Here is a 26,494-nt window from a genome sequence, read left to right as displayed (position 1 = left end):
GATGAAATGCTATGGTCTCACCCTCTGCCTGCGCGACGATCCGGACGCGATCGCGGCCTACATCCAATACCACCAGGCGGTCTGGCCGCAGGTGTGCGCCCGGATCCGCGAAGTCGGGATCCACACGATGCGGATCTTTCTGCGCGGCCGTCGGCTTTTCATGTACATCGAAACCGACGACGCGTTCGATCTCGCACGCGACTTCTCGCGCGTGAACGAGGACCCTGTCTCAGCCGAGTGGAACCGCCTCATGGCGACGCTCCAGGAACGCGCGCCCGAGGCGAACCCCGACGAATGGTGGGCACCGATGGAGCTCGTCTTCGACCTGGATTGGCCGCAGCACCGTCACGGCCTCGCGCAGGAAAGGGAACCCCGGTCATGATGTCGCTGCCTCGTCGCGTACTGGGCCGCACGGGACTCGAGGTCAGCAGCGTCTGCGCGGGTTGCGCGCCGCTCGGCGATATGCCCGAAGCGTTCGGCTACCGCGTGCCGGAAGAGCAGGCTCTGGCGACTCTGCGCGCGATCTTCAGCAGCCCGATCACGTTCCTCGATACTGCGGCTGCGTACGGTGACGGTGAGAGCGAGCGACGCATCGGGATCGTCCTCCGCGAACTCGGTGGCCTTCCACCTGGCTACGTTCTGGCGACCAAGGCCGACCGCGATCTGGCCACCGGCCGCTTCGACGCTGAGCAAGTCCGCCGCTCGGTCCAGCGCAGCCTCCGCCTGCTCGGGCTCGAGCGGCTCCAGCTGGTCTATTTTCACGACCCCGAGCACGCTGGCTTGTCGGTGGCTGAGGCGATGGCACCCGGCGGTCCGGTCGAGGCACTGCTCGCGCTCCGCGATGCGGGAGTCATCGAGCATGTCGGGGTGGCCGCTGGTCCGATCGATATGCTCATCGCCTACATCGAAACCGGCGTATTCGAGGTGGTCATCACCCACAATCGATACACGCTCCTCAACCGGACGGCCGAGCCGCTGATCCAGCGTGCGAACGAACTTGGAGTCGCCGTCGTCAATGCCGCGCCCTATGGAAGCGGCCTCCTCGCCAAAGGACCGAGTGCGTTCCCCCGCTATGCGTATCGCGAGGCACGGCCTGACGAGATCGAGCGCGCGCGGACGATCGAGGCGGTCTGCGCCCATTACGGTGTCCCGCTGGCCGCGGCGGCCCTGCAGTTCTCGCTGCGCGATCCTCGCATCAGCGCCACGATCGTCGGTATGAGCCGACCGGAGCGTGTCACCCAAACGATCCAGTTCGCCACCTGGCCGATCCCGGATGCCTTGTGGGACGAACTGAACCAGGTCGAACCGCTTCCCTACGACCCACAGACAGGCCAGCTCGTCGCGACCGGAGAGGGAGGAAGCGAGGATGCCGATCGCCGGCGTGCCGATCACTGACACGCACGTCCACTTCTGGGACATCGAGCGGTCCGATCTCTACTGGATGACACCCGACCTGGTCGAGCAGCTCCGCCCATTGCGGCGGAGCTTCACGCCGGATGACCTCGATCCGCAGCGGCTGGCTGCCGGTGTCGATCGCATCGTCATCGTGCAGGCCGCGCGCTCCGAGTGGGATCACCAGTGGTGGTTCTCGCTCGCCGAGCGGTATCCCTGGATCGTCGCCGTCGTCGGCTGGGTCGACCTCGCCGCGCCAGAGGTCGATCAGCAGCTCGACCGCCTGGCGAGTCATCCTGCCTTCCGCGGCGTCCGAGCGACGGCCGAGAACGTCCCCGATCCGGACTGGCTGGCTTCACCCGCCGTGCAACGCGGTATCGCTGCGGTCGCCGAACGTGGCCTCACCCTGGACCTTCTGGTTCGCGTCGAGCATCTTCCCCATGTTCCACGCCTCGCCGAACGCTTCCCGGATCTCACGCTCGTCGTCGACCACTTGGCCAAGCCACCCATCGCGAGTGGCGACCTCCAGTTGTGGCGCGAGCGGATGGCAGCGCTCGTCCCCTATCCCACCATCTGGTGCAAGCTCTCCGGTCTCCTGACCGAGGCCGGCCCACGTCCGACGGTCGAGACGCTCCGTCCAGTCGTCGACTTCGCACTCGACCGGTTCGGGCCACAGCGCCTCCTCTGGGGGAGCGATTGGCCGGTGGCGACGCTGGCCGCTGACTATCTCAGCACGTTCCGCACCTACGAAGCGCTCACCGCCGGGCTCACGACCGAGGAACGGGCAGCGATCTTCGGTGGCAACGCCCAGCGGGTCTACCGTCTGTGAAGTCGATCGTGTCCGAGCGTCCCGGTAACCAGGGAACCACCCGAGGTTGCCTGCCAGCGGTTCTGCTCGTTGCGCTCCGCACGAGTCGATTCGCATCCGGAAGACGACAAGGCGAGCGCTTGCACGAACCAGCGCGCTCGGGCATGCTGGATGTGCACGAGTCGATGAGGCAGGGAGGGATGGCTATGCAGTTCGACGAATTCATCGGCAAGGTCCAGCATCGGGCACGTTTGGCCTCTCGGGGCGAAGCGGAACGGGTCACTCGTGCCGTCTTGGAGACGCTCGCGGAGCGGCTAGCTGGGGGCGAAGCGAAAGACCTGGCCGCACAACTCCCGATGATCGTAAAGGACTACATCTTAGAATATCCTCATGCCGGTGAGGGACGGCACATGTCTCTCAAGGAGTTCTATGAGCGTGTCGCTGAGCGACTGCACGCGCCGATGCCGGAAGCCGCCTTCTGGGCTCGTGCGGTCATGAGCGTCGTCCAAGAAGCGGTCAGTGCCGGCGAAATCGAGGACGTCAAGCATCAGCTCGGTCCCGATTACGCACCGCTCTTCGAGTGGGAAGGACCGCGCTGAAACGACGTCCCTCCCTCCACGGGAGTGCCCTGGTCCGAGCGACGCTCGGGCCAGGGCACCGATCGTTCGGCTCCTCCGATCGACTCCCCTGCTGAACACGTGGTCGCTCCATCCTCGCCGACCTGGCAAGAGCGACAGTCAGGATTCGGTCGCCGCCGAGTGAACGGATCGTTCCTTCCCGTCCGCCCCAGTCACCGGAACTCCTCGCCGCGGCGACGACGGATCGTCGCGTTCGAGCCTTTTCGAGAGGTGACCGCATGGGTCAGAGCGCTCCTGCTCTCACGAGCCAACGGTCACGGCGAGGTTGCGCTGCTCTCCTCTCGTGCGGCGAGACCACTGGTCGCACGCTCGGAATATCCTGCCGAGCACCCCGTGCGGATCCGCAGTAGACTGGTGACGGGCAGAACGAGCGATGCGGGAAGGGAAGACTGATGGCTGAGCCGCAGTACTGGATCCTCGTCGGATCGGCCGAGAACCTGGAGGCGACGCAGGCGCACGGCTTCACCGTCCAGGGCTTCAAGTCGCGTCACCGCAAGAAGGCTGAGGCGATGCGTCCTGGTGATCGACTCGTCTACTATGTGACCGGTATCCAGGGCTTCGCTGCCATTGCTCGGGTCACCTCGGACGCTTTCGAGGATCACACACCGATCTGGAAAAGCAAGGACCCCAAAAAAGCGGCGGAAGACTATCCGTGGCGTGTCCAGATCGAACCGGAGATCGCTCTACCTCCTGGTGTGTATCTTCCTGCTGAAGACATCGCCCTTCAGCTTCATCATGTCCAGAAATGGCCAAAAGACCATTGGCGATTAGCCTTCCAAGGGCAGCTTCATCGCATCGACGAGCATGATTACGAGCTGATCCGCACAGCGCTGGTCCAGGCAGCGAATAGGCAGAGCGTTGCCCCATGACGCGCACTGTTTGGCGTCTGATCAAGGGTCTCGGTGTCGCGCTCGCGGTGATGGTCCTGAGCATCCTTCCGCCGGGTTTGCACCTCGTCTTGGGACCACTGTCGCCACTGATCGGTGGCTTTGCCGCCGGCGTCGTCGGAGAACTGCGCGCTGGAGAGGCGTTCGTGCTCGGCCTCGTCGAGGCGACGGCAGCTGGTCTCGTGGTCGGCTTCATCCTTCCGGTACTCGCCCATCTGGAGTTGGGAACCGCGACACTCTGGTTTTTCGGCGTCGGGGCTGCCATCTACGCCGGCACACTGAGCGGGGTCGCTGCGTATTTCGGAGGCCAGCAGGGTCAGCGTGCCAGGTGAGAGAGGGTGAGCGAATGGGTTATTGTCCACGTTGCGGTGAACACACGCCGTATCGGGAAGAGGATCGGGAGCGGACGATGGAACTTCTTCCGATCCGCATCCCAGTCCACTCCCGCATCGTGCCGATTCCGCCGGACGTTCCTGATGGAACAACGATCCGATACGCTGGATGCCTTTTCAGTGTGCGCCGGGTCGGGGAAGCATACGAGTTGACGCTGCTCCGGGTCGGACACGTCTGAGTCCGCGTGTTCCGCCGTGCGAGCGGTGGCCAGCCTGGCCAGGTGATCGCTGGGCGGCAAGCAAGCAGCCACGCTGCTATGCCGAGTTGCTTCCTGTCGCACGACAGGCGGAATCTCCGCAAAACGGCGATCGACAAGCGACCAACGTGACGGACCGGTCGTCGCGAGAGAGCGAGGACCAAGACGATGGCGTCCGGTGAGACGCATCCGCCTCGGAAGAACGGCGACGTGCCCCACAGTCTCGACCGGGAATGCGAGGACGGACGCTTCTCACCGGCACCGATCGCCCGGTGAAACGCGGCAAAGAGCATCCCTCGCGCTCGCCCAGCGACCTCGTGCGTTTCGCGCCGCGCGGGGTGCAGAAAACGAGCGCCCCGACAAGCTGCCGAGGCGCTTTCTGGTGGAGATGGGGGGAGTCGAACCCCCGTCCAGAGCGTTCAGCCGAGGATATGCTACAGGCTTAGTCGGTGTTCTACTGTCGCTGCCAGGCTCCCACCGACAGGATCCCGGTCAGCCGAGCCGGATCACGCTTGACCTGGCCCGCACCGGCGCTTGGGCCAGGGGCACCCCGGTCTTGCGGCGCCCGCTCCGAACCCACCAGGGAAGGGTCCGGGCAGACGTGGCTGCGTGAATTACGCAGCCAGAGCGAGTTCGCGCTCGCCAGTTACTTGGCTGCCCCTTTTTACGAGTTCGTGGGCGACCTCGACCTGCAATCCTCGCACCTACGGCCCTGTCGAATCCAGTCATCCCCAGGGCTCGTCGTCGCGAGCGCGTACGAAAGTATACCGCATTCGGAGTATTCTGCCAAGAGGTCAGCCCTGTCCGGCGGCCCAGCCGGGCGCTCGCCCGATCTTCGCGTCCTCGCCAGCGCACTGCGCTCGCGCGACGCGCATCGGCTCCTTCTCCGGGAAATCGCTCCCGTCAGGCCCGAACCGTCACCACCGTGGGCTGATCGCCCGCTCGATCTCGCGCCGCGCCTCCCGCTCGGCGATCGCCTCGCGCTTGTCGTACTGCTTCTTGCCGCGCGCCAGGCCGAGATCGATCTTGGCCAAGCCCCGACGGATGACCAGCCGGAGCGGCACGAGCGTATACCCACGCTTTTCCAGCTTGCCGCGGAGATAGTCTAGCTCCCGCTTGTGCACCAGCAGTTTGCGCGGACGCGTCGGATCGTGCTGGTGCTTCCCACTGGCACCCGGATACGGGCTGACATGCATACCGATGAGCCAGAGTTCACCGTCCTCGATGCGCGCGTAGGCATCGCGGAGGTTGACACGCCCAGCCCGGATCGACTTGATCTCCGAGCCGGTGAGCTGGATGCCCGCCTCCAACTCTTCTTCGATGAAATAGTCGTGGTACGCCTTACGGTTGACCGCGATGACCTTTTCGCCCTCGCGGCTCTTGGCTGTTCCCTTGCTCATGCCTCAATCCTACTCCGCCACGCCGGTGCGCTCCAGACATCTTCCGCCAGCCACGATACAGGACAACACGATGCCTCCAGGCAACGAGCGTTCTGCTGGGTTGCCACCGATCGATCCAGCCAGCAGCCGATCCGCGCACTCGGTGGCCTCGCTGAGTACACTGGATGGGGATGGGCGAGACGATCGACGCCTACGAGATCATCGCCGACTATTACGACCTCGAGTTCGCGCGCTTCAGCGACGACATCGAGGTCTATCTGGCCTTCGCGCAGCGCACCGGCGATCCGATCCTCGAGATCGGCTGTGGAACCGGTCGGCTACTCGCGCCGCTGGCCCGGTCTGGATACACCGTTCACGGCGTCGATCGTTCCCCCGCTATGCTGGCCCGCGCTCGCGAACGTCTCCGTGCCGAGGGACTCGAGCATGTCCAGCTGTTCCAGGCCGACGCGGTCGATCTCCGGCCACTGGCCGACGGTTTCTACCGGCTCGCCATCATCGCACTGAACGGGTTCCTCCATCTCCTCGATCGGACTGCCCAGCAACGAGCGCTGGCCGAACTGCATCGTGTCATGACCACAGGCGGGCTCCTGCTCCTCGATCTTCTCCACCCCACCCCGGCGCAGCTCCAGGCCTTGGAGCAACCGCTCAGCTGGGACGGGAACTGGCGCTTACCGGACGGCAGTCGCCTCGACCGCTTCGCCAGTCGCAGCGTGCATCCGTCGGAGCAGACGATCACCACGACACTCTTTTACGACCGGACCGATGCGCACTCCGGCCAGGTGACACGCCGGGTCGTCAGCTACAAACTTCGTTTCGTTCATCGCTTCGAGTTGGAACTCCTGCTCGAACAGGCTGGGTTCGCTGTCGAAGCCATCTATGGCTCGTACGATCTCGATCCGCTTACCGACGAGAGCCCGCAGATGTTCGTCGTGGCGCAGCGCCAGCTTTCCCCGGCTATACTCGCTCCGCGTCGAGCGTGAGATCGTTGCGGAGGCACGGCTGTGATCCACGGTGTCGAAATCAAGCGGCTGGTTACCCACGTCGACGAGCGCGGTTCGCTGACCGAACTCATTCGCTGCGACGATCCCTTCTTCGAGAAGTTCGGTCAGTGCTACGTGTCCGTCTCTTGGCCCGGGGTCATCCGCGCCTGGCATTGGCACAAGAAACAGACCGATTACTTCGTCTGCATCCGCGGGATGATCAAGGTTCCCTTGTTCGACCTGCGTCCGGAGTCACCGACCTACCGCGAGCTCAACGAATTCTTCCTGGGCGATGACAATCGGATCGTTCTCAAGATTCCGCCGGGTGTCGCACACGGGTTCAAGAACATTGGGACGGAACCCTGTTATCTACTCAACTTCCCGACCGAGCCCTACGATGCGGACGATCCGGACGAATATCGCTTGCCCTACGACACACCGGAAATCCCGTACTCGTGGGAGATCAAGTATCGCTGAAGGAGCTGCTGTGACACTGCATCGCACCTATCCGCCTCGCTTGCCCATTCGACCCGCCGAGCAGCCGGTCGACGCCATCGTCCGGCTCCCGGGTTCGAAGAGCTTGACCAACCGGGCACTCGTCCTCGCCGCCTTGGCCGATGGCGTCAGCGTGCTCGAAGGTGCCCTCCTCAGCGAGGACAGCTGGGTGATGGTCGATTCGCTGCGCCGTCTCGGCATTCCGGTAGACGTCGACGAGCCCGCGGAACGCATGATCGTGCAGGGGAAGGGTGGCACGCTGCCAGCGACGCGGGCCGAGCTGTTCGTCGGCAATTCGGGCACGACGGCTCGTTTCCTCACTGCGATGACGGCGCTCGGTCACGGCGAATACCTGATCGACGGCGTGCCGCGCATGCGCGAGCGACCGATCCAACCGCTCCTCGACGCACTGGCGCAATTGGGTGTGCAGGCGGAATCGCTGCTCGGCACCGGTTGTCCGCCGGTCCGGGTGCGGAGTTATGGGCTCGCCGGAGGAACCATCCGCCTGCGGGGCGACATCTCCAGTCAGTATCTCAGCGCGCTCCTCATGATCGGCCCGTGCACGCGCGATGGTCTCCGCATCGAACTCGAGAGCCCGCTCGTCTCCGTGCCCTATGTAGAGATGACGCTAGCCGTGATGGCTGATTTCGGGGCGATCGCCACGCACGAACATGCCCAGGTCTTCCACGTCCCAGGGAACCAGCGCTACCGATCCCGCACCTACGCCATCGAGCCGGATGCCTCGGCCGCATCCTACTTTTTCGCCCTCGCAGCCGCAACAGCCGGTCGTATCCGCGTCGTCAATCTCGGCACGCGATCTCGCCAGGGTGACGTCCAGTTCGTGGACCTCCTGGAGCGCATGGGCTGTACCGTCATTCGCGAGCCCGATGCTCTCACGGTCATCGGGAAACGACCGCTTCGCGGCATCGAGGCGGACATGAACGCGATTTCCGATACGGTTCCGACGCTCGCCGCTCTCGCGCCGCTCGCCGACGGTCCGGTCATCATTCGCAATGTGCAGCACATCCGGTACAAGGAAACCGATCGCATCGCAGCGGTCGCGAACGAACTCCGCCGCTTGGGAATCACCGTCGAGGAGTTTCCCGACGGACTGCGCATCGAGCCCGGTCCCGTCCAGCCGGCCGTGATCCGAACCTATGGGGATCACCGCATGGCGATGAGCTTCGCGATCCTCGGCTGCGCCGTCCCCGGCTTGGAGATCGATGACCCAGGATGCGTGGCCAAGACCTTCCCGGACTTCTTCGAGAGACTGGAGGCAGCGCTCGGTCGCCGCTGAGTCGTCAGACGCGAGCCGCGCGGTTCATCAAATAACAGTCGGCCAGGACCAAGAGGAGCATTGCCTCGGCCACCGGAACCACACGAGGGCAGATCGACGGATCGTGGCGCCCCTCCACCACGATCGTGCGCTCGTTCCCGTGGATATCGACCGTTCGCTGCGGCCGAGCGATCGAGGAAGTCGGCTTCACCGCCAGGCGAACGATGATCTCCTCGCCGGTGGAAATCCCTCCCAGCATGCCGCCGGCATGGTTCGTCAACGTGCGCACGCGACCATTGTCCAGGATGAAGGGATCGTTGTGCTCATGACCACGGAGGCGCGCGGCAGCAAAGCCGTCGCCGATCTCGACTCCTTTGACAGCTGGGATACTGAGCATCGCATACCCGATCAAGGCATCGAGCTTGTCCATCGTCGGCTCACCGAGTCCGGGCGGCACGTTGCGTGCCCGGACCTCGACGATTCCTCCGACGCTCGTTTTCTGCTCCTTCGCTTCGAGGATAGCTGCCACCATCTTTTGCGCTGCGACCGGATCCGGACAGCGCACCGGATTGCGGTCGATCTCGTCACGATCGAACGTCTCGATCGTGATTCCACCGAGTTCGCGGACGAAGCCGTACACCTCGACGCCCGCCACCGTGCGCAAGAGTTGTCGCGCGATCGCACCGGCAGCGACTCGTCCCCACGTCTCGCGGGCACTCGAGCGCCCACCACCACGGTGATCCCGGTGCCCGTACTTCACCCAGTAGGTGTAGTCAGCATGGCCAGGACGGAAGACATCGCGCAGCGGTTCGTACTTGCTGGAATCAGCGTCGGCATTGTAGGTGATGAGCGAAATCGGGGCCCCGGTCGTCTTTCCCTCGAACACTCCGGAGAGGATGGTCACGCGGTCGCGCTCCTGACGCGGCGAGGTCACTTCGCTCTGCCCGACGCGCCGCCGATCGAGGTCACGCTGGATGATCTCCTCGTTCAGTTCCAGGCCTGCTGGACACCCGTCGACAACCACACCCAGTGCAGGCCCGTGCGATTCGCCCCAGGTCGTCACGCGGAACAATCGTCCGAACGTGCTGCCCATCGTCCCTACGCTCCTCCGTTTCCTCGCCAGCTGCGTCGGTCCCATGCTTCGATTGGATCAGCCAGCCAGCGTCCGTAGAGCCGGTAATCGAGTTCGGGAATGCGCCGGAATCCGAACCGCTCGTAGAGCTGCCGGCTCCGCTGATTGCTCGCCTGCGTGCTGAGCGCGATGCGATGCGCTCCACGAGCAGCCAGGACCTGCGCTGCCCAGATCAGAGACTCGTACCCGTATCCACGTCCTTGGAATGCCGGCGCCACCGCAAGCCGATCGAGATGTCCCCACCCGCGCAGACGCGTGATGCCCACGTAGCTGACCGGCGTGCCGTCTCGTTCCCGCCCGAGATAGACATCGACGCGGGGATCACTCATGTACGCATCGAACTCCTGCTCACTATTCCACCAAAGCCACGCGAAGGCATCATGATCCAGATCCAACAGTTCTCCCATCGCGAAGGGGTCTTCGAGCACAACGCGCTCGAACCGCAAGCGGGCTGGACCCGGCGGCGTCGAATAGAGGACCATTTCGTAGACGAGGATCTCTTCGATCAACTCGAAACCCAACCGCTGGTAGAAGCTACCTGATCGCCGCTCCTCCTGTTCCGTGGCAACCAGGAGCTGTTTCCCCTGTTCGGTGGCCGCTCGCGCCAAGGATTCGATCAGTTGATCGGTAAGGTTCCCCGTAGTAACCTCCAGAAGTGCAACGATCTCCTCACGGTGACGCCACGGCCCAGCCAACACGTACTCGCCGGTCGTGGGTGCCCACAAACAGAGTCCGGGCGCCTCGCGCACGAGGTGAGCCACGTCCCGGAGACCGTAACGGGTACCCCACTTCAGCCGGAGACGGGGTAGATCTTCCGGTTCCAGAGGAACGATGAGTGTCGATCCAACCATCACGCAGTCGCCCTCGGCCGATTCTCGCATCAACGGGCAGCACGCTCCGGCGCGATCCAAACTCTCTCCAGACCGAGGATACCCAATGGGGTGACCGGAAGGTCGCGCACCCGCGGTGCGACGAGCAAGTATTCCACGTCGAACGTCAGCGGCAACACCACTACGTCGTCGAGGATCTGCTGCTGAGCGGCCAGGAGCAGCGCATGCCGTTCCTGCGGATCAGTGGCCCGCCGGGCAGCCGCGAGGAGCTCTTGCACCGCAGCATTCCGATAGTCGATCGGCCGGTTCGGACTCTCCTCAGCGAAGAGCGCATCGATCACCGCCTCCGGATCGGGATAGTCAGCGACCCAAGAGAAGACGAAGATCGGTAGGCGCCGAGCATCGAGTTCAGTCAAGTAGTCGGGCCAGTCGTACTGGAGCACTTCGACTTCAATTCCGAGCTCGCGGCGCCACACCTGCCCCAACATGATCGCGACGTCACTCCCAGCGCTGGCGACTTCCACACGAAGCGAGCGGCCGGTCAGCACCCGACGCGCCTCCCCCGGGTCATAGGGCAGCACCGTCGCTTCCCAAGGACCTCCCGGCATTCCCTCCGGGATGAGTCCCTGTGCCAATGGCACTTTCCCCTGCAGCGTCACCCCCGCAACCTTGGCGCGCGGGAACGCCTGGATCAGAGCGCGCCGCACCACGAGGTCGTCCAGCGGCGGAACACCTGGATTGAAGAACACGTAGGTTCCACCGAGGAGCGGCTGGGCGATCAGTTGGTCGCGGTACGGCGATTCGGGCGCGGTCAGGCGATCGACCGCCCAAACGGGAACAGCAGCGACATCGAGCTGCCCCCGTTCGTACTGGTTGAGCGGGGACAAGGCAGCCGGACCGATCCGGATGCGGACTTCGCGCAAGTAGGCAGGCGCCGGCCGGTACTGTGGGTGACGGCCCAGCACGATTTCCTCGTCGGTCCACCGCACGAGCCGGAAGGGCCCGCTTCCCACCGGCTGACGCCACCAGTCCGGCCCGCGCTCGACAGCATCGCGCTTCACGACACTCGCCACCGGGAGAGCCAACCGAAGGAGAAAGGTCGGGCTCGGCTCGACGAGGTGAAGGCGGAGCGTTCGCTCGTCCACGACCTCGATACCGGGGACATCACTGCGGCGGCCGAGCATCCGCGCCTGCGCACCGACGAGATCGCGCAGGAAACCCCAGGCTGGTAACGCGCGGCCATCGCCATCAGCGAGAGCGGGATCGCAGGCCCGTTCGAGGGAGTACTTGACGTCCGCCGCGGTGATCGGGTCTCCATCGTGAAACCGCGCATCAGCACGCAGACGGACCGTGTAGGAGCGCCCGTCGGGCCCGATCTCGATCCGCTCGGCCAGCTCCGGGACAGGGACGAGCGCGCGATCGAACCGGACGAGACCGCGGAAGAGCTGCTGGACGACGAACGCTGATTCCACGTCCCGCACGAGCGCCGGATCGAGCGTCAGCGGTCCCTCCGGCGTGCCAGCCAGGATGAGCACCTGCTCCGCACTCGAGGACGGTGGCGTGGGCACTGGCGGCGCGGTCAGAACGGCTCCCGGCAGGAGTGTTGCGGTCACCGACAGCGTCGCCGGCGCGGGGGGAGTCGGCGACGCCTCGACAGGGAGTACGAAATCGGGAGTGGGAGTGGCCGACCGGCTGAGCGGCAGACTGAACCGACACCCAGTGAGCAGCACGGTGATGGCGAGCAAAAGCGAGAGAAGCCGCTCACGTCCCATGCTGACCCGCTTTCTCGAGCGCTCGCAGGATCCGCTCCACCACCTCGCCCACCGTCAGCCGACCAGTATCCAGCACGAGATCAGCATGCGCGCGCGCTTCAGACAATCGCCGCTGTTCTTCCTCGTAGAGCCAAGCCGGCCAATCAGCACCTCGCCGCTCTCGTACCGTCTCCAAACTGGCATCGAGGAACACGACCAGATCAGCCGCCGGTCGGCGCCAGAGATCGCGAATGATCGAATGCTCTTGGCCCACCGCGATCGCCTCCACACCACGAGCGGCGAGTTCTGCAGCGATCGTCGATTTTCCCGCACCACAGGGACCGACGAGCACGACTCGCATGCCCTGCCTCACCAGACTCGACCGTGAAGTGTAGCGACTGGATTGGGCGACAGCTCACTCGGTCAGCGGGAAGGTGAGCGAGAGTCGGCGAACCGGTTGCCTCACCCCACCAGCCTGCAACCGCAGCACCACCACTGTCATGTCGTCCCGCGGATGACCGCGATCGGCCGCGAGCGCTGCGGACAGGACGCGGTCAGCCAACTGCTGTGCTGTTTCGCATGCCACAGACTCCTGGCGGGCCAGCGTTGCAAGATCGATCGTTTTCCCGGCGTGCGCCCCGGCATGCGCCACTCCATCGCTCACGACGATCACGGTCAGCCCCGGCTCGAGCGTCCACTCGGTCACACTCGGGCGCGTATGCCGGTACAGTCCGATCCGGCCACCGGTCGAAGCGACGATCTCCACGTCGCTGTCGCGGATCAGCACGAGTGGTGCCTCGCTGTTGCGCGTCACCACCAAAGTCCGGCTCGCCAGATCGACCGAGACGATATCGAGTTCGGCCGAGACCCGCCCACCGCGCAGCGTAAAGAGGAAGTCGTGCGCGGCGCGAGCCGCCGCACCATCGCGCACCCCCTCATTGAGCAGCGTCAGGACACGACCGGCCACCTGAAGACTCAACAGCTTCGCGGCCATTCCGCTGCCTTGCGCATCGACCAGGACGACCGAGAGCCCGCCACCCGGTCGTTCGATGAGTTCGACCGTATCGCCGCTTTCGCGGTTACCAGCCCGATGCGTCTTGGCCACAGCCAGCTCGATCGTCAGCGTCACGGCTGGTTGCGGTATCCTTCTCGTCCCTGGTAATTGCGCGCGTAATACGCGGCGAACGCGGCATCGCGGCGTGCCGACCACCAATCCGTCCGCGCCCGATACCAAGCGACCGTCCGCGCCAAACCGTCCTCGAAGTCGACCATCGGCCGCCAGCCCAGCGCCCGCAAGCGACTCCAATCGACGGCATAGCGCCGATCGTGTCCGGGCCGATCGGCGACATGCACGATGGCACTCGGGTCGGCGCCGAGCAGACGAACCAACGCTCGCGCCACCGCGATGTTCGGTCGATGCTGCCCTGCTCCGATGTTGTAGGCCTGACCAGGCTCACCGCGCACCAGCACGGTCCAGATGGCTCGGCAGTGATCCTCGACGTAGAGCCAGTCGCGCTCGTGCAGTCCGTCACCATAGAGAGGGATCGGTCGGCCAGTGAGAAGATTGGTGATGGCCAAGGGAATGAATTTTTCCGGATGCTGGTAAGGACCGTAGGTATTGCAGCCACGAGTCACCAGCACGGGGAGGCCGTAACTCGTCCAATAGGCGAAGACGAAGTGCTCTGCGGCTGCCTTGCTCGCCGCGTAGGGATTGCGGGGCCGCAGCGGCTCGTCCTCGCTGACTGAACCGCTGAGCACCTCACCGTAGACTTCGTCAGTGCTCACGTGAAGAAAACGACCGACACCCAACCGGAGCGCCTGCTCGAGAAGCACCATGGTGCCCCACACGTTCGTCCGGATAAAGGCCGCCGGCTCCAGGAGGGAGCGATCCACATGCGTCTCGGCCGCGAAATTGACCACTGCGTCGCAGCCGGCCATCGCTTCGGCCACTGCCGCTGGATCAGCGATATCTCCCTCGAGGAAACGGACACGCGGATCGTCGAGCACCTCTTCCAGGTTCAGAAGACTCCCGGCATAGGTGAGCTTGTCGAGAACGACAACGCTCGGGATGCCAGCTGCGAGCGCGAGACGGACGAAGTGACTCCCGATGAAGCCAGCCCCGCCGGTTATCAAGATGCGTCGGAACACCGCGTCGCTCACTCCATCCTCCCACTCGCCGGGCCCAGCCTAGCATCGTCGGGGGTCGGGGGCAAGCCCAGTTGACCCCAACCGACGGCACGCTCGGGAGGCCGATCCGGCACCGCCGCCGAAGAGGCGCTAGTGAATAGGACACCGGCGTGCCAGCAGCACACGTCACGACCGAACACGGCTTTTCGCTATGACTCTCGTGCTCGGCCCGTGAAAAACGCTCTCGTCTCACCGTCTCTTCTCAGAAGCGTCCACCTCGGTCTCGAGCATGGCGACCGAAGGACGAACGTTTGCGTACTCAGGTCTTGACAAGGGGAGCCGATTGTACTAGATTAAGGGTGACCAGTCGTACCGGTCTCGGGAACTTCGCACTAAGAGTGATCGGGACGCAGGTACTACTCGGTCCGGGTCGGTCGCAACACGGGAAGGGGGACCCCGGTGAAGTGGAAGAACTGGAAGATCCGTTGATTCCGGCGAGTTCTGAGTGAGGAGCAGACCAGAAGCCCCGGCTCACTGTCAGTTCGTGAGGCCGGGGCTCGCCGTCTCCGGATATTACGGACTTTCCTCCCCCTTTTCAGGGACGAGAGTCGCGTCGAAATCACTCACCGGAGTACGATGGTTCGCTCGGAGCAGGTGTGGTACATCATTTCTGGACTGATCGGATCCGAGAGCGTCCATGACCGTGCAGCGTGCGACAGTCGACCTCCGGCGACTTCTGCCGATTCTGATCCCATTGTCGGCAGCGAACCTGGCTGCCTGGGTTTACCTCACTCGGCTGTGGCCCCCTGATTTGACCCCGCGAACGCTTTTTACTGCCGTAATCTTCGTCGCGCTGATCGTCCTCGCCGAACAACTGGCGATCGACCTGCCGATCCCACACGCTCGCATTACCGTTTCCGTCTCTTCCGCGATCACCTTCGCGGGTGTGCTCACTCTCGGACCGACTCTCGGTATTCTCGTCGCCGTGGTGGGTACCTTCCTCGATGATCTGATCGACCGGCGCGAACCATTGAAGATCCTCGCCAATGCGAACAATTTCGCCCTGCAGGGTGTCGTCGCCGGCCCCCTCTACTTCACGCTCGCCGACGAGGGATCCCCTTTGGCAAGTATGCGCAACTTTCTGGCCATGCTGCTGGCAGCGGTGGTTTCCTCCAGCTTTCAGACCGTTCTCCTCGCGCTCGTTCTCTCGCTCGCCTCTGGAACGAGTGCCTGGTACCTCTGGCGGGGGATGGCGCGCGGTCTTCTGGTCGAATTTTTGGCTCTGCCCGCGCTGGGAAGCCTGTTTCCCATACTCGCCCGCGAGCACCCGCTGGCCCTCGTCCTCATGGTCATCCCACTCGTCGGCCCCTACCTTGCCTTTCGCGATTACCGCCAGCTCCACCATGAGACCCAGTCGACGTTCGAACTCTTGGCGGATCTCCTCGATCGCCGCGATCCCTATACTGCTTCTCACTCCCAGCGAGTCGCCCACCTCACCATGCTCATCCTGGACGAGTTCCCCGAACTCTCGGCGGACGAGCGCGATGCCATCATTGCGGCGGCGCGCATTCACGATCTCGGCAAAGTGGCGACGAGCGATCTCATTTTACGCAAGCCAGGTCGCTTGACCGACGACGAGTTCGCCGTCATCCAGCGTCATCCGGTCGACGGAAGCGAGATTCTCCGCCACCTCACTCCCTACCGCCACATCGTCGAGATCGTTCGCCATCACCATGAGCGATGGGACGGGCGTGGCTATCCGGATGGACTAGCCGGGGAAGCGATCCCCTTCGGCGCACGCGTCATCGCTGTTGCCGATACCTATGATGCGATGACGACCGATCGACCCTATCGTCGCGCGCTCAGCCACGAAGAAGCGCTCGCCGAGCTACAGCGGGGTGCCGGCACGCAATTCGATCCCGTTGTGGTGGCCGCCTTCGAGCGAGCACTGGCGCGGGCACGCGAGGCCGTTCGCGAAAAGACCGCCCCCTCCATGAGTGCGCCGGTTTCCTGAGCCGCTGCGCCGGACGCCTCGTTCTGCTAAGCTCTCCCAAGAGGGAGCAGCCGGCGATGCGCTTCGATGTCTTCACGATCTTCCCCGGAATGTTCACCGGTTTCCTGACCGAGAGCATTCTCAAGCGAGCCCAGCAGGCCGGGTTGATCGAGATCGCCATCCACAACATCCGGGACTGGACGACCGACAAGCACCGCACAGTCGACGACACCCCCTACGGCGGCGGACCAGGCATGGTCATGATGGCGCCACCCATCGTTCACGCCGTGGAATCCGTACTCGGACAGGAGCAGAACAGCACCCCGATCATCATCATGAGCCCATCCGGCGAACTCTTCACCCAGGACATCGCTCGCCAACTCGCCTGCTTTCCCCGGCTCGCTCTCATCTGTGGCCGTTACGAGGGAATCGACGATCGCGTGCGCATCATTCTGCGAGCACGCGAACTGTCGATCGGCGATTATGTGCTCACTGGTGGCGAACTGGCCGCAGCCGTCGTCATCGATGTGGTGAGCCGGCTGGTCCCGGGCGTGATCGATCCGGAGTCGCTCGCTGAAGAATCGCACAACTCCGGTCTCCTGGAATACCCGCAGTACACGCGTCCACCGATCTTCCGCGGCTTGGGCGTACCGGAGATTCTGCTGAGCGGCAATCACGCCAAGATCGCCGAGTGGCGGCGGATGATGGCGCTTTGTCGCACCGCGGCACGCCGCCCGGATCTCTTGGCACGCGCCGCGCTCACGCCGCGCGACCACGAACTCCTGCAACGGTGTCCACCGGATCCCTTCGCCCACCAGGGGCCGGTTTACGAGGGAGATCAGCTCGAGCGACCAGAGGGAGGAGAGCAGGGTGCTTCCCGCTGAACCACGTTCGTTGCTCGGCTGGCTGGTGATCGGCTTCCTCGCTGGGTGGTTGGCCGGACTCCTGACACGCGGGCGCGGATTCGGTTGTTTGGGCAATATCGCGATCGGGCTGCTGGGTGCGGTTGTCGGCGGTTATCTCTTTCAGCTGCTGGGCGTCCGGGGACCAGCTGGCTTCTTGGGAAGTCTCCTGGTCGCACTCGTCGGTGCCGGCGTTCTCCTGCTCGTCGTCAATCTGATGCGCCGCTGAGGAGCGAGAGAGGCGCGCGCTGATGTCGCATCCACCGCTCGTCCGACTCGACTGCATAAGCAAAGTCTACCGAGACGGGCAGCGCGAAATCGTGGCGCTCGACCAGGTGACGCTCGACATCACCGCTGGTGAGTGGGTAGCGATCGTCGGGCCATCCGGCTGCGGCAAATCGACTCTTCTCAACCTGATCGCGGGCATCGATCGACCGACCAGCGGTCGCGTGATCATCGCTGGCACCGATCTCGCCCAGCTCGACGAGGAGGCACTCGCTCGCTGGCGTCGCAGCCACGTCGGAATCGTCTTCCAGTTCTTCCAGCTCCTGCCAACGCTGACCGCCCTCGAAAATGTTCAACTTCCACTCGTCTTGGCAGGTCGCCGGGACGCTCCCCAGCGAGCACGCGAGCTCCTCGAGCGCGTCGGGCTGGCGTACCGGGCGCACCGCCTTCCCAGCGAACTCTCGGGCGGCGAACAACAGCGGGTCGCGATCGCCCGGGCGCTGGCCAACGATCCGCCCCTGCTGCTCGCCGATGAGCCGACCGGCAATCTCGATAGCGCGAGCGGCGAGACCGTTCTCGAACTGTTCCGGACCGCTTGGCACCACGGGACCACGATTCTCCTGGTGACCCATGACCGCGAGGTGGCTGCGCGGGCGCAGCGGATCGTGGAACTGCGCGATGGGCGTGTCGTTGCCGATTCGGCTAGCCGAGTCAGTCCTGCACGGTAAATGAAAACCGGGCTGGTATCCCAGCCCGGTCTTGCCTGTTGGCTAACCCATTTCACTCGCGGCGCCAATCACCGATGTCCCAAACATCGGAAGCCCAGGTTGACGGCTTATACCCAGTCAGATTCTTGGTCGCCGCAGAGACAGAGTTGCGGTGGACCAGTGGAATCTCGACGACGTCGGTCACGCTGATCCAGTTCACTTGCCGGAAGAGTTCGGTCTGTTTGTCCGGATTCATCTCGGTCGCCAGCTGGTCCAGCACCTTGTCCATTTCCGGGTTCTGGTAGCGGGTAATGTTGACACCCGACCAGTTGTTGGCCTTGCGCGCCACTTCCTGTGAGTGATAGCGCCGCGCCCAGTTGAGCGGGAACGGATTGGAAGGACCATTCGTGTACATCTCCAAGTCAGCGTAGAAGTGCCCATACGTATCCGGATTGCCAGGATCGGACGAGAAGAAGACCGAGGCATCGATCGACTTGAGCTCGACCTTGAAGCCGATTTTCTCCATCTCCGCTTTCACGATCTCTTGCGTCCGCTGGCGGATGGAGTTGATCGAGGTCTGGTAGAGAATCTGCAGTGGCTTCCCGTTGTACTCGCGGACACCATCACCGTTGGTATCCTTCGCGCCCGCCTCGTCCAAAAGCTGGGCTGCCTTTTCCAGGTTGAACTCCCACTTGAGCTCCGGATGCTTGAAACGGGCCGGCGCATTCAGGTTGTTGGCAGTCACCTGACCAGCTGGGCCGTACAACTGCTCGGCGATGACGTCGCGCCGGATCGCCAGCGCGATCGCTTGCCGGATGTTCTTGTTGGTCAAGAAGGGATGCGGAACATCCGGTTCAGCGCGGGCACCATCCTTCTCGGTCCACGGGTCAGCGAAGTTCACCATGATCCGCTCGGTACTGGGACCAGGCGTGATGATGAGCTTCCCCTGCCCAGCTTTCTCGAGCTGCAGCAACACTTGCGCTTCGACCTGCAGGTTCCAAGCCCAATCAACTTCACCGGTCTGGAGGACAGCCCGCGCGGCGCTCGTCGCGTCACCACCGCCTTTGAGCTCGACACGATCGAAGTACGGCTTCCCTTCCTGCCAGTAGTCCTGGTTGATCTCGTAGATCACCACGTCGCCCGGCTTGAAATCCGCCACTTTGTAAGGACCGGTTCCGATCGGCTTGAGATTGAAGGGCGCGTTGCGCGCCTTCTCGCCCGTGTAGTCCCGCAGGATGTGCTCGGGAACGATCAACCCGAACCCTCCCACGAACGGCTCGAACCAGGCCGGATTCGGATTCTTGAAGGTGACCTTGACCGTATAGTCGTCCACGATCTCGACGCTTTCGATCGCCCGGTACGAAGCGATCGTCGTCGCGGTCGTGGCTGGATCGATCACGTACTCGTACGTGAACTTGACGTCCTTGGCAGTGAAAGGCTGGCCGTCATGCCACTTGACACCTTTGCGCAACTTCCAGATGACCCAGCGACCCTCCGGGTCCAGCGTTCCCTTCTCGACCGAGGGGACCTCCTCGGCCAGGCGCGGGACGAGCTTGTCCTCGGAATCGAAGTAGGCCAACGCCTCCAGGACGATGTTCGAGGCATCGAAGTCCTTCGTCCCCTGCGCCAAGTGCGGGTTGATGATCGTCGGCGCCTGCCACCAAAGCAGTCGCAAGGTTCCTCCACCACCCCGTTTCGCCGCAGCCTGGGTCGGTGTCGCCTGAGCAGCCGGCGTGGCAGCTGCTGCCGGCGTCGGGGTCGCGGCTGCTGCCGGCGTTTGAGCCGCTGGAGCCGCAGTCGGTGTCGCCTCTTGGCGCGCGCAGGCAGCCAGCAACGATGCGATCACCGGTGCACTGAGCCCCAGCGCCGCCGCCCGGCGCAGTACCTCGCGCCGCGTCGCCTGACCACTCGCGATCTCTTCCCGCAGTCGTTCGAGTTCCTGCATCGGATCCCCTCCTCGACACTTTCTCTCACTCACGCCGATACCAGCTCGGCATCCATCGTAGTGGAATCGTCACACCCTGGCAAGACCCCTTGTCGTTCACTCGAGTGACGCCCCACATCCGCCCGTCCTCGAGATCATCGCCGCTGCGCGATCCCGCACGCATCGGTTCAGGCATCAGCGAAGGCGATCGTGTCGACGAGCAGGGCCACGACCGGGTGAGCGAGCGTCGGCCGGTTCTCCACATCGCGTACAATCCGCCAGCGGAGAGGTTGGCTCGGACGTGCCGATCGCGCTGCTCGCTGCCTTCGCGATGCGCTCCCTCCGTTTGCGCCGTATCCGCGCAACGCTCGCTGGCGCGAGCATCGCGCTCGCCGTCTTCGCCGTCGTCGCCATTCGGAGTGCTGGTCTGGCATTGATCGAGGCGCAGCAGCGGACCTATGCGGCGACCGGACAGCCGGATATCGTCGCGAGCGTTCATGGCCTGACACCCGGCCTCGTCGCAGCGCTGGCGAGACGCGACGGTGTTCTCGAGGCGGAGTCGCGCCTCATTCAGTCGAGTCGCCTCACCGTGGATGGGCGCTGGCGGGCTGTCCGACTCGTCGGCATCGAGCGGTTCGACCAACTGGCACTCGACCGTCCCGAGTTGGTCGCCGGACGGTGGCCAGAGCGGGGCGAGGTAGTCCTCGACGTCACCGCTCGACACCTGCTCGGTATCGAAATCGGGACGCTCGTCGCTTTCCAAGCCAACCCGGGTGATCCGATTCACTATGCGCGCGTGAGCGGCTTCGCCTGGGTTCCCGCTCGCCCCAGTGCGACGCTCCTCGACCAGTTCACAGCCTATGTGCCGCTGCGCACGCTACGCCAGTGGACTGGCAGCGAGGCAGCGAACACGTTACTGGTCCGTGTCGACAATCCGGCGCTCGCCGGTCGAGTAGCGAGCGAACTCCAGCGGTTCCTCGCAGCACGCCAGATCCCGAGCAGCGGTTGGACGGTCCGCGACCCCGATTCGTTCCTCGGTGCCCGCGAACTCGCGACGTTGCTTCTCCTTCTGCGCGCCTTCGCGATACTCGGTACGTTGACAGCACTCTTCATCGTCGCCAACACGACCATCGGGCTGGTCACGGAGGAACGCCCCCAACTCGGCACCTTGCGCGCCCTCGGCACCACGCGGAGCCAACTCGTCAGCGCCTACCTGGCACCACACATCGTCATCGGCACGGCTGGAAGCGTGGTCGGCCTCCTCGCCGGGACAGCCGGTGGGTACGTCCTGACCGCGTACCTGGCCGGCCTTGCCGGGCTAGTACTCCCACCGCTCCGAGTCGCACCCAGCAGCGTGCTCCTCGCGCTCGGCTGTGGCCTCGGGATCGCGGTGGCCGGTGCACTCGGCCCGATCCTCCACGCCACGCGAACGCCAGCCGCTCAGCTCCTCCGCGGCGACACCCGGGCACCGGGCGATCCACCGCGCTGGCTGACCCGCTCGACAGGCTGGTTGGCCCAGCGCTCTCCCATTCTCGGCATGAGTACCCGCGATCCCTTCCGCCGCCCACTCCGCGCGGCACTCACTGTCCTGGTGACGGCTGTGGCACTCGCTGCGCTCCTCGCCAGCCAGATCGTCGACCACTCGTTGCGTGCCGGTATCGCTGCGCTCTACGATCGCTATCGGGCAGATGCCTGGCTCTTGACCAACCCACCGGTTCCACCCACCTATGCACACCGGTTGGCGAACAGCCCTCCTGTCCGTGCCGCGGAACCCTGGGTCCTGACATCCGGCGCGATCGGATCGGTCCGCACCGACGTCTGGGGGCTTCCAGCGAAGACGAGCGTCTACCAGCCGGTGATGCTGGCTGGTCAGTGGCTCGACGACGCACCCGCTGCCTATCCCCCCCGCGCGGTCATCACTGGCAATCTGGCTCGGCGCCTCGACGCCCAAGTGGGTGACGTTCTCCCCCTCGACCTCGGCCGACAGCGTCTCCCGATTCAGGTCAGCGGAATCGTCGATGACGAAAGCACCTATCTGGGGGCAACGGCCATCGGCAAGGTTTTCCTGGATCACCAGATCCTCACTCGGCTCCTCGGACGTGACGATCGAGCAGCGCTCTACGCCCTTCGGTTCTGGGACACCGTTCGACCGAGCGACTCTTTGACGACCGTAGAGCAGTACGCTCGCACGCTGCGCCCGCTCACGCTTCTCATGGCGGAAGATCGCGCCGCGACCGAGCGTGTGCTGGCCGTTTTGACCATCCTGGCCCGCATCGTCGTCCTCGTCATCACTATCGCGACCGTTTTCGGAATTACCAACGCGCTGCTCCTCGATCTCACGGAGCGCCGCCGCGAGTTTGGCATCCTGCGGACGCTCGGGACGGAGCGCGCGACGCTCGTGCTGCTCCTGGCTGGCCAAACGCTGGTTATCGTCGTTTTCGGCGCACTACTGGCTGTTCCGGTTGGCTTTCTGCTCGCCGTGAATATCCTCGCGCTGGTGAGCCGCCAGCTCTTCGCCATCCCGCTCGCGCTTCCCTCGACCGTGGTGCTCGTTCTCATCGCAGCGGTCGCACTCACGACCGCACTCGCCGTCCTGATCCCGGCTCTGCTCGCTGTCCGACTCCGCCCTGTCGAGGTCCTCCGCTATGAGTGAGCGACGCCGTCGCTCGATACCGATCATCCTGGCACTCGTCACGGTCGCTGTCGTTGCCGGACTGTGGCTCTGGCTCAGACGGCCGAGCGAGACGGTCTGGGTAACCCAGCGGGCTGACTTGACCGCTTCCGTCGAGGTGCCGGGACGCCTCGTCTCCCTGCGTACGCTCCCGCTTCGCGCCAGCTACGAGACACGCGTGCGCCTCCTCGCCGTTGCACCTGGAGATCGCGTTCGGGCCGGCGACATCGTCGCTGTGCTCGATGACACACCGCTCCTGACTCGTCGAGCCCAAGCCGAGCAGCAACTTCTCCAGGCTGAGGCGACGCTCAGCCAAGCGGAAGCGACCGATGCACCACTCGAGGTTCGACTACGGGCTGAGCAACAACGCCGCGAGGCGGCACGCGCGTTCGATGAGGTGACGCGCCGACTGGCAGACAAATATGTGCTCGCACCGAGCGACGGTATCGTCACCGAACTCCTCGTCAGCGAAGGGGCACCGGTCACCACTGGCAGTATCCTCGCCCGGCTCGCTGACACGAGCGTTCTCGGCGTTTCCGCGACGATCGACGAAGTCGATGCTCGTTTCTTCGCCGAAGCGACGACAGTTCGCGTGACGGTCGACGCGCTGCCTGGCTGGCAGGGTCGCGGGGAAGTGGTCGGACGAGGAGAAAGTGCTACCCAGCAGGCTGGGATCGTCGGCTTTCCGCTTCTCATCCGGCTCGCCGAGACCGCGAGCGACCTGCGGCCCGGAATGACTGCCACGATCCACCTCGACACGATCGTACGCCACGATGTTCTCGTCGTCCCCGAGCGGGCCATCCGCACTGTTGGGGAACGCGCCTTCGTGACCGTGGTGACGAATGGGCGCCGGGAGGAACGCGAGGTGACACTCGGCCTGCGGAGCAGTGGACTCGTCGAGATTGCGGCAGGACTCGCCGAAGGTGAACAGGTCCTCCTTCCTGCTGGCAACTGAGAAAACGGAACGAGACCACGGCAGGACGAGAGTCCCTCTACGGCAACGATCTCCTCTCGCCGATACTCCTATCGAGGAAGTCGACGCGGAAGGACGAGGCATCGTTCACCATGGCGATCCAGATCGAAACGAGCAGCCTTCCAGTGCTAGCCCAACCGACGAGCCTGGAGGAGGCAGGGCTGGATCTGCAACTCGTCCTCGAACTCGCCCTCAAGTTCCTCTACGCCCATGGTACCCAGACCGCTCGCGAACTCGTCGAAGCATTGTGTCTGCCGTTCGCTGGCCTCCTGGAACGGGCCCTGAGTCAAGCGAAGCGCGAGGAACTCGTCGAGATCACCGGAAGCAACGGGATCGGCGAACTGGGCTACCGCTATGCCTTGACGAGCAAAGGTCACCAGCGAGCTCAGGAGTTCCTGGCACGCAACGGATACATCGGCCCAGCACCGGTTCCGATCGAGCAGTATCGACAGATCGTCGCAGCGCAGAGTCTCCGTCACCTCTCCGTGACACCGAGGATGATCAAGGAAGCTCTCGGGCCACTGGTCTTCACCGAGAGCGTGCTGGATCAGATCGGCCAGGCTCTGAACAGCGGGCAGGCCATTTTCCTCTTCGGCAAACCGGGTAACGGCAAGACTGCACTGGCACAGCGTGTCGTCGCGATGTACGGCGGTGCGGTCTTCATCCCGCACGCGATTCTCGTCGACACGCAGATCATCCGCGTCTTCGATCGCCATCACCACCATCCTCTACCCGAGCAGCCGACCAGTGACCGTCGCTGGATGCTCTGCGCCCGCCCGCTCATTCAAGTCGGTGGAGAACTGACCCTCGAGCAGCTCGATCTCATCTACGATGAACGCAATCGCCTCTACGAGGCACCGCTCCAGCTCCGGGCCAACAATGGCGTGCTCCTGATCGACGATTTCGGTCGGCAACGCGTGCCACCGCGTGCCTTGCTCAACCGCTGGATCGTCCCTCTCGAGCAACGGATCGATATTCTCACGCTACACACCGGTAAGCAGGTCGAGGTTCCCTTCGAGGGACTCGTCATCTTCTCGACGAACTTGCAACCGACCGACCTCGTCGACGAAGCCTTTCTCCGTCGTATCCCGAACAAGATCCACCTCGCGAACCCGACAGTGCAACAGTTTGCGGAAATTTTCCGCCGGCAGTGCGCGGAGCTGGGTGTCCCGTTCGATCAGCGCGGACTGGCCTACCTCCTCCGCACCTACTATGTCGGCAAGCGCGAGTTGCGGGCTTGTCATCCCCGAGATCTCTTACGCGCGCTGATCGGTGCAGCTCGGTACCTCGGCCAGGAGCCCCGTCTGACGCCCGACCTGATCGACCGTGCGTGTCGCTCGTACTTCATCGATCCGTAAGCTCACGCGCCATAGAGGAGCTGCTTGCCGAGCGACCGCGAGCGATCAGCGCAGCAGGTCCAGATCAGTTTCGGGAAGGAGAACAGAGCGCAAACGAAACGGGGGTACGGTGCGTCGCACCGTACCCCCGTCGAAAGCGATGGTCGACAATCACGCGGTCGCTCGCCGGGCCGCAGCTTCCGGCAACAACGGGTGAGAATCAGCCGGACGCCCGAGAGCGATCGAGTCCTCGATGAAGCGGCGCAGGAACGGCGGTAGACGGAAAGCCGCCCAGTGGATTTCCGGAGAGTAGTACTGACAATCGTCGATGCCGCGCTCCCGAAGACGAGCGGCGACCGTCTCGATGTCGAGAGCGGCCGGATCGACATCGCGCGAGGCGACCGTGAAACTCCAGAAACTATCGTACGATTGCACTGTCGTCAAATAGGTGCGGACAATAGGCAGCACCTCACGCAAATGGAGATGCGTGGCTGCGGTCTGGATCGGCAGCAGCATCGGTGACTCGGTCTGCTGCACGACCAGCCCCCCTGGGGCCAGCATGTCGGCGAGCCCGTGGTAGAAATCCGGCGAGAAGAGAACCATACCCGGTGTCGGGCCGAGCGGATCGGGGCCATCGACGATGATGATGTCGAAGGTCGCCGAACGCCGCTCGACGTAGGCAAAACCGTCCTCGAAACGGAGCTCCACGCGGGGATCATCAAAGGCACCGCGATGAATGTTCCAGAGATGCTCGCGGCAGGCCTCGACGACTTGCTGGTCGATCTCGACCATCGTGACCTGCTCGACGGGGTGCTGGAGTACCCGCCGCAAGGCACCACCATCACCCCCGCCGATGATCAGCACCCGGCGCGGTGCCGGGTGGGCGATCATCACCGGATGCACGAGCATTTCGTGGTAGCAGAATTCGTCGCGCTCCGCAGTCTGGAGCACGTTGTTGAGTACCAGGGCACGGCCGAAGAGCACGGTCTCGATGACCGCGATCTCTTGGAACGGAGATGTGCCGCGGTACAGAACATCCCTCACCTGCAGGAAGACCCGCTGGCTCGGGACTTCCGGATCATCGGTATGCCAGAGCCCACCGTCAATCAACGATCATCCCCCTACTCACCTGCATCACTTCCATCCGCTGCGGCCGGAACCGCTCCCGCAGGACCGGGATCGCCGCTTCCGGATTGGTGTGCTCGCCGCACGTAAAGACGTCCACCGCCGCATACCCGAGCTCCGGCCACGTGTGGATACTCAGGTGCGACTCGGACAGGATCGCGATGCCGCTCACTCCGTTGTACGGCTCCCAGGGAAAAACCTGCAGGTCGCGCAACGTCGCATTGGTTGCCGCGACTGCATCGCGGATGGCCTCTTCGACTGCCTGCAGGGAGTCGATGTTCTGGCAACCCCAGAGTTCGACAATGACGTGTCGCCCCAGGCTCTTCACTCCC

General features: G+C 64.1%; 27 protein-coding genes and 1 other RNA gene. 17 read left to right on the top strand and 11 right to left on the bottom strand.

Features of this window, described 5'->3' with window-relative positions; translation table 11 throughout:
- The first annotated feature begins 1 nt into the window (after position 1).
- From TRD_RS01175 to TRD_RS14560, 7 genes are all read left to right on the top strand, one after another.
- The gene (locus tag TRD_RS01175; RefSeq protein ID WP_012641659.1) at positions 2-382 is read left to right on the top strand and encodes an L-rhamnose mutarotase; all 381 of its coding nucleotides are present in this window, start codon (positions 2-4) and stop codon (positions 380-382) included.
- Positions 379-1,395 (top strand): aldo/keto reductase, encoded by a 1,017-nt coding sequence (locus TRD_RS01170; protein WP_012641658.1) that lies wholly within the window; start codon positions 379-381, stop codon positions 1,393-1,395. The genes TRD_RS01175 and TRD_RS01170 overlap by 4 nt, the downstream gene beginning before the upstream one ends.
- Positions 1,367-2,221, top strand: coding sequence for an amidohydrolase family protein (locus tag TRD_RS01165; RefSeq protein WP_012641657.1), 855 nt, complete (start codon positions 1,367-1,369; stop codon positions 2,219-2,221). The genes TRD_RS01170 and TRD_RS01165 overlap by 29 nt, the downstream gene beginning before the upstream one ends.
- Positions 2,222-2,406: 185 nt before the next feature.
- Positions 2,407-2,799, top strand: coding sequence for a DUF2267 domain-containing protein (locus TRD_RS01160; RefSeq protein WP_041435889.1), 393 nt, complete (start codon positions 2,407-2,409; stop codon positions 2,797-2,799).
- A gap of 431 nt (positions 2,800-3,230) precedes the next feature.
- Positions 3,231-3,707 (top strand): EVE domain-containing protein, encoded by a 477-nt coding sequence (locus TRD_RS01155; RefSeq protein ID WP_012641654.1) that lies wholly within the window; start codon positions 3,231-3,233, stop codon positions 3,705-3,707.
- A complete protein-coding gene (locus TRD_RS01150) occupies positions 3,704-4,057 on the top strand; it encodes a hypothetical protein (protein ID WP_012641653.1) in 354 nt (117 codons plus the stop codon). The genes TRD_RS01155 and TRD_RS01150 overlap by 4 nt, the downstream gene beginning before the upstream one ends.
- A gap of 14 nt (positions 4,058-4,071) precedes the next feature.
- Positions 4,072-4,296, top strand: coding sequence for a hypothetical protein (locus tag TRD_RS14560; protein ID WP_143714585.1), 225 nt, complete (start codon positions 4,072-4,074; stop codon positions 4,294-4,296).
- Positions 4,297-4,694: 398 nt separating this feature from the next.
- Here TRD_RS14560 and ssrA read toward each other — a convergent pair.
- Both ssrA and smpB read right to left on the bottom strand, forming a co-directional pair.
- Positions 4,695-5,047: a transfer-messenger RNA gene (gene ssrA / locus TRD_RS14035) on the bottom strand.
- Between the two features lie 184 nt (positions 5,048-5,231).
- On the bottom strand, positions 5,232-5,714 hold the full coding sequence (gene smpB, locus TRD_RS01145) for an SsrA-binding protein SmpB (RefSeq protein WP_012641651.1): 483 nt from the start codon (positions 5,712-5,714) through the stop codon (positions 5,232-5,234).
- A 170-nt stretch (positions 5,715-5,884) separates the two neighbouring features.
- Here smpB and TRD_RS01140 point away from each other — a divergent pair, with 170 nt between their 5' ends.
- Genes TRD_RS01140 through aroA form a run of 3 tightly spaced genes read left to right on the top strand, consistent with a single transcriptional unit; the run spans position 5,885 to position 8,486 of the window.
- A complete protein-coding gene (locus tag TRD_RS01140; RefSeq protein WP_012641650.1) occupies positions 5,885-6,694 on the top strand; it encodes a class I SAM-dependent methyltransferase in 810 nt (269 codons plus the stop codon).
- A gap of 21 nt (positions 6,695-6,715) precedes the next feature.
- Complete coding sequence (locus tag TRD_RS01135; protein WP_012641649.1) at positions 6,716-7,171, top strand: dTDP-4-dehydrorhamnose 3,5-epimerase family protein; 456 nt, start codon at positions 6,716-6,718, stop codon at positions 7,169-7,171.
- A 10-nt stretch (positions 7,172-7,181) separates the two neighbouring features.
- Positions 7,182-8,486 carry a 3-phosphoshikimate 1-carboxyvinyltransferase gene (aroA, locus tag TRD_RS01130; RefSeq protein ID WP_012641648.1) on the top strand — a complete coding sequence of 435 codons (1,305 nt, stop codon included), beginning with the start codon at positions 7,182-7,184 and terminating at the stop codon, positions 8,484-8,486.
- A 4-nt stretch (positions 8,487-8,490) separates the two neighbouring features.
- Here the strand turns inward: aroA and aroC are convergent, their stop codons facing one another.
- From aroC to rfbB, 6 genes are read right to left on the bottom strand one after another with little or no spacing between them, the layout of a single operon-like run.
- The gene (aroC, locus tag TRD_RS01125) at positions 8,491-9,558 is read right to left on the bottom strand and encodes a chorismate synthase (protein ID WP_012641647.1); all 1,068 of its coding nucleotides are present in this window, start codon (positions 9,556-9,558) and stop codon (positions 8,491-8,493) included.
- A 5-nt stretch (positions 9,559-9,563) separates the two neighbouring features.
- Positions 9,564-10,448 carry a GNAT family N-acetyltransferase gene (locus TRD_RS01120; RefSeq protein ID WP_226980705.1) on the bottom strand — a complete coding sequence of 295 codons (885 nt, stop codon included), beginning with the start codon at positions 10,446-10,448 and terminating at the stop codon, positions 9,564-9,566.
- 29 nt (positions 10,449-10,477) lie between these two features.
- Positions 10,478-12,199 (bottom strand): peptide ABC transporter substrate-binding protein, encoded by a 1,722-nt coding sequence (locus TRD_RS01115; RefSeq protein WP_012641645.1) that lies wholly within the window; start codon positions 12,197-12,199, stop codon positions 10,478-10,480.
- A complete protein-coding gene (locus TRD_RS01110) occupies positions 12,189-12,539 on the bottom strand; it encodes a nucleoside/nucleotide kinase family protein (RefSeq protein WP_012641644.1) in 351 nt (116 codons plus the stop codon). The genes TRD_RS01115 and TRD_RS01110 overlap by 11 nt, the downstream gene beginning before the upstream one ends.
- 54 nt (positions 12,540-12,593) lie before the next feature.
- Complete coding sequence (locus tag TRD_RS01105; RefSeq protein ID WP_012641643.1) at positions 12,594-13,307, bottom strand: PP2C family protein-serine/threonine phosphatase; 714 nt, start codon at positions 13,305-13,307, stop codon at positions 12,594-12,596.
- Positions 13,304-14,338, bottom strand: coding sequence for a dTDP-glucose 4,6-dehydratase (gene rfbB, locus TRD_RS01100; RefSeq protein ID WP_012641642.1), 1,035 nt, complete (start codon positions 14,336-14,338; stop codon positions 13,304-13,306). Before rfbB ends, TRD_RS01105 begins: the two co-directional genes overlap by 4 nt.
- Positions 14,339-15,002: 664 nt before the next feature.
- On the opposite strand from rfbB, the gene TRD_RS01095 reads away from it, so the two are divergent.
- The 4 genes from TRD_RS01095 to TRD_RS01080 are packed head-to-tail and all read left to right on the top strand — an operon-like array spanning position 15,003 to position 18,153.
- Positions 15,003-16,319: an HD-GYP domain-containing protein gene (locus TRD_RS01095; protein ID WP_012641640.1), complete on the top strand. Its 1,317-nt coding sequence runs from the start codon at positions 15,003-15,005 to the stop codon at positions 16,317-16,319.
- Positions 16,320-16,375: 56 nt separating this feature from the next.
- Positions 16,376-17,182, top strand: a complete 807-nt coding sequence (gene trmD / locus TRD_RS01090; RefSeq protein ID WP_012641639.1) for a tRNA (guanosine(37)-N1)-methyltransferase TrmD — start codon at positions 16,376-16,378, stop codon at positions 17,180-17,182.
- Positions 17,169-17,429: a GlsB/YeaQ/YmgE family stress response membrane protein gene (locus tag TRD_RS01085; protein WP_012641638.1), complete on the top strand. Its 261-nt coding sequence runs from the start codon at positions 17,169-17,171 to the stop codon at positions 17,427-17,429. The genes trmD and TRD_RS01085 overlap by 14 nt, the downstream gene beginning before the upstream one ends.
- A 22-nt stretch (positions 17,430-17,451) precedes the next feature.
- On the top strand, positions 17,452-18,153 hold the full coding sequence (locus TRD_RS01080) for an ABC transporter ATP-binding protein (protein ID WP_012641637.1): 702 nt from the start codon (positions 17,452-17,454) through the stop codon (positions 18,151-18,153).
- A 52-nt stretch (positions 18,154-18,205) separates the two neighbouring features.
- On the opposite strand, the gene TRD_RS01075 is transcribed toward TRD_RS01080, so the two are convergent.
- Positions 18,206-20,077: a peptide ABC transporter substrate-binding protein gene (locus TRD_RS01075; RefSeq protein ID WP_012641636.1), complete on the bottom strand. Its 1,872-nt coding sequence runs from the start codon at positions 20,075-20,077 to the stop codon at positions 18,206-18,208.
- Between the two features lie 280 nt (positions 20,078-20,357).
- Between TRD_RS01075 and TRD_RS01070 the strand changes: the two genes are divergently transcribed.
- The 3 genes from TRD_RS01070 (at position 20,358) to TRD_RS01060 (ending at position 25,058) form a co-directional block, all read left to right on the top strand.
- Positions 20,358-22,709, top strand: a complete 2,352-nt coding sequence (locus TRD_RS01070; RefSeq protein WP_012641634.1) for an ABC transporter permease — start codon at positions 20,358-20,360, stop codon at positions 22,707-22,709.
- Positions 22,702-23,682 carry an efflux RND transporter periplasmic adaptor subunit gene (locus tag TRD_RS01065; RefSeq protein ID WP_012641633.1) on the top strand — a complete coding sequence of 327 codons (981 nt, stop codon included), beginning with the start codon at positions 22,702-22,704 and terminating at the stop codon, positions 23,680-23,682. The genes TRD_RS01070 and TRD_RS01065 overlap by 8 nt, the downstream gene beginning before the upstream one ends.
- Positions 23,683-23,792: 110 nt before the next feature.
- On the top strand, positions 23,793-25,058 hold the full coding sequence (locus TRD_RS01060; RefSeq protein WP_012641632.1) for an ATP-binding protein: 1,266 nt from the start codon (positions 23,793-23,795) through the stop codon (positions 25,056-25,058).
- Between the two features lie 150 nt (positions 25,059-25,208).
- Here TRD_RS01060 and speE read toward each other — a convergent pair whose 3' ends face one another.
- On the bottom strand, positions 25,209-26,147 hold the full coding sequence (speE, locus tag TRD_RS01055; RefSeq protein WP_012641631.1) for a polyamine aminopropyltransferase: 939 nt from the start codon (positions 26,145-26,147) through the stop codon (positions 25,209-25,211).
- Positions 26,140-26,490, bottom strand: a complete 351-nt coding sequence (gene speD / locus TRD_RS01050) for an adenosylmethionine decarboxylase (protein WP_012641630.1) — start codon at positions 26,488-26,490, stop codon at positions 26,140-26,142. The genes speE and speD overlap by 8 nt, the downstream gene beginning before the upstream one ends.
- Positions 26,491-26,494 lie beyond the last annotated feature (4 nt).

The organism is Thermomicrobium roseum DSM 5159, assembly GCF_000021685.1.
Lineage (GTDB): Bacteria > Chloroflexota > Chloroflexia > Thermomicrobiales > Thermomicrobiaceae > Thermomicrobium > Thermomicrobium roseum.
Note: the sequence above shows the minus strand (reverse complement) of the source record. Positions and strands in the feature narration are given on the sequence as shown.

Bases quoted from the DNA above. Each gene is read 5' to 3' on its own strand.
- TRD_RS01175 (WP_012641659.1), top strand. From the start codon at position 2: ATGAAATGCTATGGTCTCACCCTCTGCCTGCGCGACGATCCGGACGCG.
- TRD_RS01170 (WP_012641658.1), top strand. From the start codon at position 379: ATGATGTCGCTGCCTCGTCGCGTACTGGGCCGCACGGGACTCGAGGTC.
- TRD_RS01165 (WP_012641657.1), top strand. From the start codon at position 1,367: ATGCCGATCGCCGGCGTGCCGATCACTGACACGCACGTCCACTTCTGG.
- TRD_RS01160 (WP_041435889.1), top strand. From the start codon at position 2,407: ATGCAGTTCGACGAATTCATCGGCAAGGTCCAGCATCGGGCACGTTTG.
- TRD_RS01155 (WP_012641654.1), top strand. From the start codon at position 3,231: ATGGCTGAGCCGCAGTACTGGATCCTCGTCGGATCGGCCGAGAACCTG.
- TRD_RS01150 (WP_012641653.1), top strand. From the start codon at position 3,704: ATGACGCGCACTGTTTGGCGTCTGATCAAGGGTCTCGGTGTCGCGCTC.
- TRD_RS14560 (WP_143714585.1), top strand. From the start codon at position 4,072: ATGGGTTATTGTCCACGTTGCGGTGAACACACGCCGTATCGGGAAGAG.
- smpB (WP_012641651.1), bottom strand. From the start codon at position 5,714: ATGAGCAAGGGAACAGCCAAGAGCCGCGAGGGCGAAAAGGTCATCGCG.
- TRD_RS01140 (WP_012641650.1), top strand. From the start codon at position 5,885: ATGGGCGAGACGATCGACGCCTACGAGATCATCGCCGACTATTACGAC.
- aroC (WP_012641647.1), bottom strand. From the start codon at position 9,558: ATGGGCAGCACGTTCGGACGATTGTTCCGCGTGACGACCTGGGGCGAA.
- TRD_RS01120 (WP_226980705.1), bottom strand. From the start codon at position 10,448: ATGGTTGGATCGACACTCATCGTTCCTCTGGAACCGGAAGATCTACCC.
- TRD_RS01115 (WP_012641645.1), bottom strand. From the start codon at position 12,199: ATGGGACGTGAGCGGCTTCTCTCGCTTTTGCTCGCCATCACCGTGCTG.
- TRD_RS01110 (WP_012641644.1), bottom strand. From the start codon at position 12,539: ATGCGAGTCGTGCTCGTCGGTCCCTGTGGTGCGGGAAAATCGACGATC.
- TRD_RS01095 (WP_012641640.1), top strand. From the start codon at position 15,003: ATGACCGTGCAGCGTGCGACAGTCGACCTCCGGCGACTTCTGCCGATT.
- trmD (WP_012641639.1), top strand. From the start codon at position 16,376: ATGCGCTTCGATGTCTTCACGATCTTCCCCGGAATGTTCACCGGTTTC.
- TRD_RS01080 (WP_012641637.1), top strand. From the start codon at position 17,452: ATGTCGCATCCACCGCTCGTCCGACTCGACTGCATAAGCAAAGTCTAC.
- TRD_RS01075 (WP_012641636.1), bottom strand. From the start codon at position 20,077: ATGCAGGAACTCGAACGACTGCGGGAAGAGATCGCGAGTGGTCAGGCG.
- TRD_RS01065 (WP_012641633.1), top strand. From the start codon at position 22,702: ATGAGTGAGCGACGCCGTCGCTCGATACCGATCATCCTGGCACTCGTC.
- TRD_RS01060 (WP_012641632.1), top strand. From the start codon at position 23,793: ATGGCGATCCAGATCGAAACGAGCAGCCTTCCAGTGCTAGCCCAACCG.